The following is a 9,409-nucleotide window of genomic DNA, read 5'->3' on the forward strand; positions in this document are numbered from 1 at the left end:
CGCGATGCTTTTCGTCTACCACGAATAGGACGCGCCGGCGTACCAGTGCCGGCCCGGCGCCGGTTCGAAGTAGCCCCGATCCGCCGGATCGGGGCGATCACTGTTGGCGTTGATGCGCAGATTGCCGAAGTAGCCCTCATCAAAGAGGTTGTCCACGCCGGCATAGAGAGTGAAGGCGCTGGCGGGCAGCCGCCATTCGCGGCCCAGCCGCGCTCCCGCCACGGTGTAATCGTCCACCCGGGTTTCGTTGGTGTTCTCCGCGTACACCGCGCCGCCATAGCGACCGTCCAGCACCAGAAAGGCCCCGTTTTGCCAGCGCCAGGCCGCTTCCGCGAACAGGTGGTGGCGGGGCAGACCGGGCAGCCGGTTGCCGCTCACGTCCTGGTTCTGCTGTTCGTCGTAAAAATCCTCGAATTGGTAATCCGAGTAGGTGTAGGCCAGGGTCAGGGTCAGCCGCTCGGTGGTCAGGTGTTCGAGCATCAGTTCCAGGCCGTCCCGGCGGGTGCGGGCGGCGTTGTCGTAGAAGGTGCGGCCGTTGAGCTCGTAGGGGGTGATCTCGTCGCGCACCCGCACGCTGAACAGCGCCAGGTCGTAGAACAGCCGGTCGCCGAGCTGACCGCGCCCGCCGATTTCCCGGTTCAGCGCCTTTTGCGGTTCCAGATCCGGATTGAACCCGCCGGCGCCGGACGGGTTGGCCAGTTCCGTGAAGGTGGGCGTCTCGAAGGCGTTGCTGACCGTGGCGTAGACACTGTGGCGGGGATGCAGGTGCCAGGTCAGCCCGGCGCTGTAACTGCCCTCGCGGAAGGTCTGGTCGCCGCTCTGATCGCCGTCACCGAGCAGACGGTCCTCGATGTCCAGACGCACCCGGTCGGCGCGCGCCCCCAGGGACAGCACCAGACGTTCGGTCAGATCCGTGTCGGTTTGCAGGAACAGGCCGCTGGCGGTGGCGGTCTGGTCCTCGTCGCCGGTGCGGGCGGTGACGTTGCCGGCCGCGTCCACCGCGCGCCGGCCCCGGTCGTCCTGCTGCCGGTCCACGTCCAGGCCCACCAGATAGCGATGGTGGAGCCCGAACAGGGTGAGCCGGTCGGTGTATTCCAGACGCGCGCCATAGAACAGGCGCTGGTAGTCGATCAGGCTGCTGCCGGGGAACGGCAGCTGCTGGCGGAAGTCCCGGCGGCTGACGAAGCCGCGCAGGCGCAGTTCGCCACCCAGGCTGCGATCACGATAGAGCACCCCGAGCCGCTGCTGGGTCACTTCCTGGCCGGCGTCCAGCAGGCGGGAAAAGCGTGTCGCCTGTTCGCGATCCTCGCGCGCCTGGGCGCGGGTCAGCCCGCCCGGGTCCTCGGCCACCGGCGTGTCCATGGCGGTGAAGAACAACTCCAGGTCGCGCTCGGCGGACAGCGCCCGGCCCACCCGGGTGGTGAGCAGATACTTCTCCATTTCGCTCTGGGCCCGCTCACCCTCATGGCGTACGCCGGTCAGGCTCAGGTAATGGTGGTTGCCGTCCTCGGCGCCGCCCAGCTGCAGGTTGCTCTTGCGGTAGCCGTCGGCGCCGCCGGCCACGCTGAAGCGATGCCCGTAGCGCAGATCGCGGCCGGTGCGCGTGGTGATGTCCACCACGCCGCCGCTGGCATTGCCGTACAGCACCGAGGCCGGGCCGCGCAGCACGGTGAGCGAGTCCAGCGTTTCCAGGTCCACGCTGTCCAGCTGTGATTGACCGTCGGGCAGGGTTTCCGGGAAGCCGTCCACATTGATGCGCAGGCCGCGGACGCCGAACGGCGCCCGCGCGCCAAACCCGCGGCTGGACAGACGCAGCCCCTGGGCGAAGTTGTAGCGATTCTGCAGATAAAGACCGGGTACCCGGTTCAGGCTTTCGTCCAGCTGCAGGCCGGGCTGGCCGGCCTGCACCCGTTCGGCGTCCACCACCGTGGCGGCGCCGGGCAGGTCGGCCAGGTCCCGTTCCAGCCGGGTGCCGGTGACGGTGACCGCCTCCAGCCGGTGGTCCGGCTGCGGGGCGGGCGTGGCGTCGGTCTGGGCGAAAGCGGGCAGGGCGAGCGCGGCCCCGCCCAGGCAGGCGAGCAAATGGCGGTGCATGACGTTCCTTCTTCCGTGACGGGTCCGGGCCCTCGGGTGGGGCACACGGCGGGGCGACGGGCCCCTACGCTAGAGAGAAAACCCGCCGGCCTCAAGGCACCGCCAAGCTAAAACCGGAACGAAACCGTCACCGAGCCCAGGTTCATGCCCGGGTTGGGTTTGTACAGGCGCGAGTTGGAAGTGTGCTGGCCGCGCAGTCCCACCGCCAGGCGTGGCGTCACTTCGAACACCAGGCCGGCGTGGCTGGTGAACTGCAGGTTGCCGCCCATGTCGTCGTCGTCGATATGGGCATGGCTCATGTAGGACGGTTGCACGCCGAACAGCAGATAGAGACGGTCACTGGGCCAGTTGACGCGGGCCACCGGGCCGAAAATGTACACCTCGGTGGCGTTGTCGTCGCCGTCCGGGCCGGTCCCTTCCCAGCGCTCCACGGACGCGTCCCAGTAGGCCTGGATCAGATCGCCGTCGAGCCAGCGGTCCACCACCTGGCGTTGCAGCCAGCCGGCGGGCCAGCGGGCGAACAGGCTGTAATAGTCGAGCCCCTCACCGCCACCGACCCGCGCCCCCAGGCGCAGGTCGTGGTCGGCGGCGCCGGCCTGGCCCTGCCAGAGCAGGGCACACAGCACCAGCACCCAGCGGCCGGTCCAGCCGCGAATTACCATCCCCATATCGTGTTTTCCTGACCAAACGAAAGAAGTCGTGCAATGAACGCTATATACCGGGAAGCGCTGCACTTTTCATTCCAAAAGTGAGACGCAAGCGGTGGCGTTAATAAAAAAAGCCGCGAAGAACTCTATGCCGGGACGACACGCCGCCGGAAGGCGGCGGCGGGTCGTGGTCAGCCGCGAGGCGTGTCGCGGCGGGGAGCCGCCACCTCGCCGATCAGGGTTGCGTCCCGGGCCTGTTCACCGCCCCCCAGGGCGCGGTACAGGGTGATCCGGTTGGTGAGCTTGTCCAGGGTCACCGCCACTCTCTGCTGGCGGGCGTCGAGCAGATTGCGGCGCGCGTCCAGTACCGCCAGGTAGTCGTCGGCGCCTTCCCGGTAGCGGGCTTCAGCCAACGTCAGGGAACGCTCGGTAGCGCTCACCAGAGCGCTTTGCGCCTGCTCTTCGCGGCTCAGACTGTCGCGCGCGGCGAGGGCGTCCGCCACTTCCTGGAACGCGGTCTGGATCGCTTGCTCATAGCGTGCCACGTTCTGGTCGCGCCGCACCTCCGCCACGTCCAGGTTGGCGCGGTTACGGCCACCGCTGAAGATCGGCAACGACAGACTGGGCGAGAACGACCAGGCTTTGGAGCCGCTTTCGAACAGGCCGGACAGCTCGGCGCTGGCGGTGCCGGCGGAGCCGGTCAGGCTGATGCGCGGAAAGAACGCGGCCCGGGCCGCGCCGATGTTGGCGTTGGCGGCGCGCAGGGCGTGTTCCGCGCCGGCAATGTCCGGGCGCAGTCGCAGTACCGAGGAAGGCAGCCCGGCGGGCACGTCCGGCAGGGTGGCCACCGCCGGGTCGTCCAGGTCCTCGCCCGGAAGCGGTGGCAGCGGCGCGCCCACCAGAACCGCCAGGGCATTGCGGTCGGCATCGACCCGGCGCTGGAAGCGGGCCTGGCTGGCGCGGGCGGTTTCCAGCGCCGCCTGGGCCTGGCGCAGGTCCAGTTCCGAGCCCAGGCCCAGGTCGAAGCGACCCTGTACCAGATCCACGGATTCCTGTTGGGCGGCCAGTGTCTCGCGACTGATGCGCAGGCTTTCGCGGTCCGCCATCAGGGTCAGCCAGGCGTTGGCCACTTCCGCCACCAGGGTGATGTGGGCGCTGCGCCGGGCTTCCTCGGTGGCCAGATAGCTCTCCAACGCCGATTGCTTGAGGCTGCGCACGCGACCGAACAGATCCAGCTCATAGCTGGCCACGCCCACATTGACGCCGTACTGGCTCTGCACCGTGCTGTCGCCGGTGCGGCTCAGGTCCGCCGGCAGCCGCTGGCGGGTGCCGTCGGCGTTGGCGCTGATCGACGGCAGCAGGGCGGCGCCCTCGATGCGGTATTGGGCGCGCGCCTCGGCCACGTCCAGCAGGGCCAGGCGCAGGTCCCGGTTGTTGTTCAGGGCGGTGGTGATCAATTGCCGCAGATGCGGGTCCGGGAACATTGCCTGCCAGCCCGGCAGCATCACGGCGTCGGCGCCGGCGGCGGCGTCGCCCACCGTGGCCGGCACCGGCGAGTCCGGTTGCCGGTAGTCCGGGGCCAGGGTGCAGCCGCCCAGCAGCAGGGCGGCGGTGATCAGGGACAGGGCGGGGCGGCTCATGGCTGTTTGTCTCGAACGGCTCATGGCTGTGCCTCCTGATCTTCCAGGGCGGTGCTGCCGTCCTTCTTGCCGGTCATCGGCACGCCGGAGAGGCGCCGCACCAGGGCGTAGAACAGCGGGATGAAGAAGATCGCCAGCACGGTGGCCGCCACCACGCCGCCGAACACCCCGGTGCCGATCGCGTTGCGCGCGCCGGAGCCGGCGCCGCTGCTCAGCATCAGCGGCGTGACGCCGAGCCCGAACGCCAGCGAGGTCATCAGAATCGGGCGCAGCCGCATGCGGGTGGCTTCCAGGGTGGCCTTGAGCAGCGAATAGCCCTCGTCCTCCAGGTCCTTGGCGAACTCGGCGATCAGAATCGCGTTCTTCGCCGACAGCCCCACCGTGGTCAGCAGGCCCACCTGGAAGAACACGTCGTTGTTGAGGCCGCGCAGGGTCGCCGCCAATACCGCGCCGATCACGCCCAGCGGCACCACCAGCATCACCGCGAACGGGATCGACCAGCTTTCATAGAGTGCCGCCAGACACAGGAACACCACCAGCAGCGACAGGGCATAGAGCGCCGGGGCCTGGGCGCCCGCCTCCTGCTCCTGGAACGACAGCCCGGTCCACTCGAAGCCAAAGCCTTCCGGCAAATCCCCGGCGAGCCGCTCCATGGTGGCCATGGCCTCGCCGGTACTCACGCCGGGAGCCGCGTTGCCCTGAATGTTCATGGACGACACGCCGTTATAACGCTGCAGCTGCTGAGGTCCGTAAGTCCACTCACCCTCGGAGAAGGTGTCGAACGGCACCATTTCGCCGGCGCCGTTGCGCACGTACCAGTTGTTGATGTCCTCGGGCAGCATGCGGAAGGGCGCGGCGCCTTGCACGTACACCCGCTTCACCCGGCCCCGATCGATAAAGTCGTTCACGTAACTGGAGCCCCAGGCCACCGACAGAGTGTTATTGATGTCATCCAGTGACACCCCCATGGCCTGGGCTTTCTGACGATCCACTTCCAGATCGTAGGTCGGGGCGTCCGGCAGGCCGTTGAAGCGTACCTGGGACAGGGTGCCCGCCTGGTTGGCGGCGCCCAGCAGCTGGTCGCGGGCCCGGGTCAGGGCGTCGTGCCCCTGGCCGCCCCGGTCCTGCAACTGGAAGTTGAAGCCACCGGAGGTGCCCAGGGCCGGAATCGCCGGCGGATTCAGCGCGAAGATGACCGCCTCGCGAATCTGCGAGAAATAGCCCATGGAGCGACCGATGATCTGCTGTACCCCGTCGGTGCTCAGATCCCGCTCCTCCCAATCCTTGAGCCGCACGAAAGCGATGCCCGAGTTCTGGCCGCGACCGGCGAAGCTGAACCCGCCCACGGTGAAGATGGAGGTCACCGCTTCTTCCTTGTTCACGTAGTAATCTTCCATCTTGCCCAGCACGTTCATGGTCTGACCCAGGGTCGAACCCACCGGCAACTGCACCTGGGTGAGCATGATGCCCTGGTCCTCTTCCGGCAGAAAGGCGCTGGGCAGCCGGCTGAAGGTAAAGCCGAGTACCGCCACGATGGCCACGTAGATGAGCAGATAGCGACCACGGTGGCCGATCATTTTCTCCACCCGGCTCTGGTAGCGGTGGCTGGCACGGTTGAAGTTGCGGTTGAACCAGCCGAAGAAGCCTTTCTTCTCCTGATGCACGGCGGAGGAGGGCTTGAGCATGGTCGCGCACAGCGCCGGGGTCAGGATCAGGGCCACCAGCACCGACAGGGTCATGGCCGACACGATGGTGATCGAGAACTGGCGGTAGATGGCGCCGGTGGAACCGGGGAAGAACGCCATCGGCACGAACACCGCCGACAGCACCAGGGCGATGCCGACCAGCGCGCCGGTGATCTGGTCCATGGATTTGCGGGTGGCTTCCAGCGGCCCCAGACCGTCCTCCTCCATGACCCGTTCCACGTTCTCGACCACCACGATGGCATCGTCCACCAACAGGCCGATGGCCAGTACCATGCCGAACATGGTGAGGGTGTTGACGGTGAAGCCGAAGGCGAACAACACCGCGAAGGTGCCGAGCAACACCACGGGCACGGCGATGGTGGGAATCAGGGTGGCGCGGAAATTCTGCAGGAACAGGAACATCACCAGGAACACCAGGATGATGCCTTCGAACAGGGTTTTGACCACCTCCATGATGGAGATCTTCACGAACGGCGTGGTGTCGTAGGGGTACGAGATTTCCATGCCTTCGGGGAAGAACTGGCTCAGCTCATCCAGGCGCGCCCGTACCCGGTCCGCGGTATCCAGAGCGTTGGCGCCGGATGCCAGATTGATGCCGATGCCGGAAGCCGGCCGTCCGTTGAAGCGGGCGTCGAAATTGTAGTTTTCCGACCCGAGCTTGATTTCGGCCACGTCACGCAGACGCACCCGGGAGCCGTCGTTGTCCACCCGCAGCAGGATCTCGCCGAACTGCTCCGGCGTTTCCAGCAGGGTCTGGACGATGATCGAGGCGGTCAGTTGCTGGTTTTCCACCGCCGGCTGGCCGCCCAGCTGGCCGCCGGTGACCTGGTTGTTCTGCACCGTGATCGCCTGGATCACATCGGTGGGGGTGAGGTCGTACTGGTTGAGCTTGTTCGGGTCGAGCCATACGCGCATGGCGTACTGGGCGCCGAACAACTGGGTGGTGCCCACCCCCTGGACCCGGCTGAGCGGATCCTGCACGTTGGCGCCCAGGTAATCGGACAGGTCGGTCCGGCTCATGCTGCCGTTGCTGGACGTGGCGGCGAGTACCATCAGGAAGGAGTCGGAGGATTTGCTCACCTGCACGCCCTGCTGCTGCACCACCTGGGGCAGACGGGGCGTGGCCAGTTGCAGCTTGTTCTGCACCTGGACCTGGGCGATGTCCGGGTCGGTGCCGGCGGCGAAGGTCAGAGCGATCTGGGCGGTGCCGGTGGAGTCGCTGGTGGAATCGATGTACAGCAGGTTGTCGATGCCGTTCATCTGCTGCTCGATGACCTGAGTCACCGAGTCTTCCACCGCCTCCGCGGAGGCCCCGGGGTAGGTGGCGCGGATGCTCACCTCCGGCGGCGCCACCGTGGGGTACTGTTCCACGGGCAGGTTGTAGATCGACAACGCCCCGGCGAGCATCATGACGATGGCGATCACCCAGGCGAAGATGGGTCGGTCAATAAAGAATCTGGCCATGATTGTCCCTGTTGCGTGGGCGGTCGGTTATTGCGCGTCTTGCGCGGCGTCGTCGCCGGTCTGTTCCGGGCCGGCCTGGTCCGGGGTTTCCGGCCGTGGCGCATTGCCGCTGGCGGAGCCGCCCTCGGTGGCCGGCGCGGCGCTGTCGCCTTGCTGATCGAGTTGCACCGGTTTCACCTTCGCGTCCGGGCGGATTTTCTGCAGACCCTCGATGATCAGACGGTCGCCGGCCTTCAGGCCGTCGCTGATCAGCCATTGGTTGCCCACCGCCCGTTCGGTGGTGACCGAACGCTGCTCCACCTTGTCCTCGGCGCCGATCACCATCGCGGTGGCATTGCCGTTGGGGTCGCGGGTGACCCCTTTCTGCGGCACCAGGATGGCGTTGCTGCGCTCGCCCTGGGGCAGGCGGGCGCGCACGAACATGCCCGGCAGCAGATCGCTGTCCGGGTTCGGGAACAGGGCACGCAGCGTCACCGAGCCGGTGCTTTCCTCCACCGCGAACTCGGAGAACTGCAAGGCGCCTTCCCGGTCGTAGGCACTGCCGTCTTCCAGCAGCAGGGTGACGCGGGCCTTGTCGTCGCCTACCTTCTGCAGGCGTCCGGCTTCCAGGGCGGCGCGCAGCTGGCGCAGTTCGCGGTTGGACTGGGTCAGATCCACGTAGATCGGGTCCAACTGGCGGATGGTCGCCAGAGCCTGGGCCTGGCTGGCGGTAACCAGGGCACCGGCGGTCACCGACGAGCGACCGATGCGGCCACTGATCGGTGCCTCGATGGTAGTGTAATCCAGATTGATGCGGGCGCTTTCCAGGGCGGCGCGGGCGGCGGCCACCTGGGCCTGGTTCTCGCCAAGGGCGGCCTGGGCCTCATCGTATTCCTGCTGGCTCACCGCCTTCATTTCCAGCAGCCGCTCGAAGCGCTGGGCGCGCAGACGGGTGGATTTGAGCGTGGCCTGGGCGCGGGCCAGATCGGCCTTGGCGCTTTCCACCTGGGCCTGGTAGAGACTGTCGTCGATACGGTAGAGGGCGTCGCCGGCGTCGACCTGCTGACCCTCTTCGAACAGCCGCTCCTCGATGATGCCGTTCACCTGGGGCCGGATCTCCGCCACCTGGTAGGGCGTGGTGCGCCCGGGCAGTTCGGTGGTGAGGGTAAAGGTCTGCGGTTCCACCGTGATAAAGCCGGCTTCCGGCGGTCCGCCCGCCTGCTGCTGTTGCTGGTTGCCGTTATCACAGGCCGCCAGGACCAGCGAAAAAAGAGCGATAAAGGGGAGGGACACCGAACCTCTGCGCATGGAAACCTCGGTTCTAAATTATTCGCGTCAAAATGGATGCGTATCAAAGTATGAAGGTTCCGGAGTATACATACATTCAAGAACGTATGTATAGTAGGCACCCGTGAACAGCACTGCTCATGCACGATTCATGCAAAACAGGCAAATCTCCGAATCACCCGGGACCGGTAATGGCCAGACGGACCAAAGCGGAAGCGCTGGAAACACGCACACAGATCCTGGACGCCGCCGAGCGCGTCTTCCACCTCAAGGGCGTGGCGCGCACCTCGTTGAACGACATCGCCCAGGAAGCCGGCGTCACCCGCGGCGCCATCTATTGGCACTTCAAGAACAAGCACGATGTGTTCGAAGCCATGCTCGACCGCCACCGTTTGCCCACCGAGGCCCTGTCCCAGCGCGCCGAGGATCCCAGCGAAAGCGACCCGCTGGGGCGGCTGCGCGATGTGCTGATCTATGTGCTCCAGCGTACCGTCCGCGATCCGGATCATCGCAGGGTATTCGAGATTCTGTTTTATAAGGGTATCCGGATTAAGTGGTAGATGGAGCCCCCTTGCTCCTTCGAACCCTTAAC

General features: G+C 66.6%; 6 protein-coding genes. 1 reads left to right on the forward strand and 5 read right to left on the reverse strand.

The features are described from left to right. Positions 1-15: 15 nt before the first annotated feature. From IM760_RS11845 to IM760_RS11865, 5 genes are all read right to left on the reverse strand, one after another. Positions 16-2,094 (reverse strand): TonB-dependent receptor family protein, encoded by a 2,079-nt coding sequence (locus IM760_RS11845; RefSeq protein WP_204429518.1) that lies wholly within the window; start codon positions 2,092-2,094, stop codon positions 16-18. A gap of 107 nt (positions 2,095-2,201) precedes the next feature. Next, positions 2,202-2,762, reverse strand: a complete 561-nt coding sequence (locus tag IM760_RS11850) for an acyloxyacyl hydrolase (protein WP_204429520.1) — start codon at positions 2,760-2,762, stop codon at positions 2,202-2,204. Between the two features lie 170 nt (positions 2,763-2,932). After that, a complete protein-coding gene (locus tag IM760_RS11855) occupies positions 2,933-4,405 on the reverse strand; it encodes an efflux transporter outer membrane subunit (RefSeq protein WP_275579281.1) in 1,473 nt (490 codons plus the stop codon). Beyond that, entirely contained in the window at positions 4,402-7,551 is a 3,150-nt protein-coding gene (locus IM760_RS11860; protein ID WP_204429522.1) for an efflux RND transporter permease subunit, read from the reverse strand. The genes IM760_RS11855 and IM760_RS11860 overlap by 4 nt, the downstream gene beginning before the upstream one ends. Positions 7,552-7,578: 27 nt before the next feature. Beyond that, entirely contained in the window at positions 7,579-8,838 is a 1,260-nt protein-coding gene (locus IM760_RS11865) for an efflux RND transporter periplasmic adaptor subunit (protein ID WP_204429524.1), read from the reverse strand. A gap of 170 nt (positions 8,839-9,008) precedes the next feature. Between IM760_RS11865 and IM760_RS11870 the strand changes: the two genes are divergently transcribed. Beyond that, on the forward strand, positions 9,009-9,377 hold the full coding sequence (locus tag IM760_RS11870; protein WP_204429525.1) for a TetR family transcriptional regulator: 369 nt from the start codon (positions 9,009-9,011) through the stop codon (positions 9,375-9,377). The last annotated feature ends 32 nt before the right edge of the window (positions 9,378-9,409 follow it).

Source organism: Alloalcanivorax marinus, assembly GCF_016906305.1.
Lineage (GTDB): Bacteria > Pseudomonadota > Gammaproteobacteria > Pseudomonadales > Alcanivoracaceae > Alloalcanivorax > Alloalcanivorax marinus.

Bases quoted from the DNA above. Each gene is read 5' to 3' on its own strand.
- IM760_RS11850 (WP_204429520.1), bottom strand. From the start codon at position 2,762: ATGGGGATGGTAATTCGCGGCTGGACCGGCCGCTGGGTGCTGGTGCTG.
- IM760_RS11865 (WP_204429524.1), bottom strand. From the start codon at position 8,838: ATGCGCAGAGGTTCGGTGTCCCTCCCCTTTATCGCTCTTTTTTCGCTG.
- IM760_RS11845 (WP_204429518.1), bottom strand. From the start codon at position 2,094: ATGCACCGCCATTTGCTCGCCTGCCTGGGCGGGGCCGCGCTCGCCCTG.
- IM760_RS11855 (WP_275579281.1), bottom strand. From the start codon at position 4,405: ATGAGCCGTTCGAGACAAACAGCCATGAGCCGCCCCGCCCTGTCCCTG.
- IM760_RS11870 (WP_204429525.1), top strand. From the start codon at position 9,009: ATGGCCAGACGGACCAAAGCGGAAGCGCTGGAAACACGCACACAGATC.
- IM760_RS11860 (WP_204429522.1), bottom strand. From the start codon at position 7,551: ATGGCCAGATTCTTTATTGACCGACCCATCTTCGCCTGGGTGATCGCC.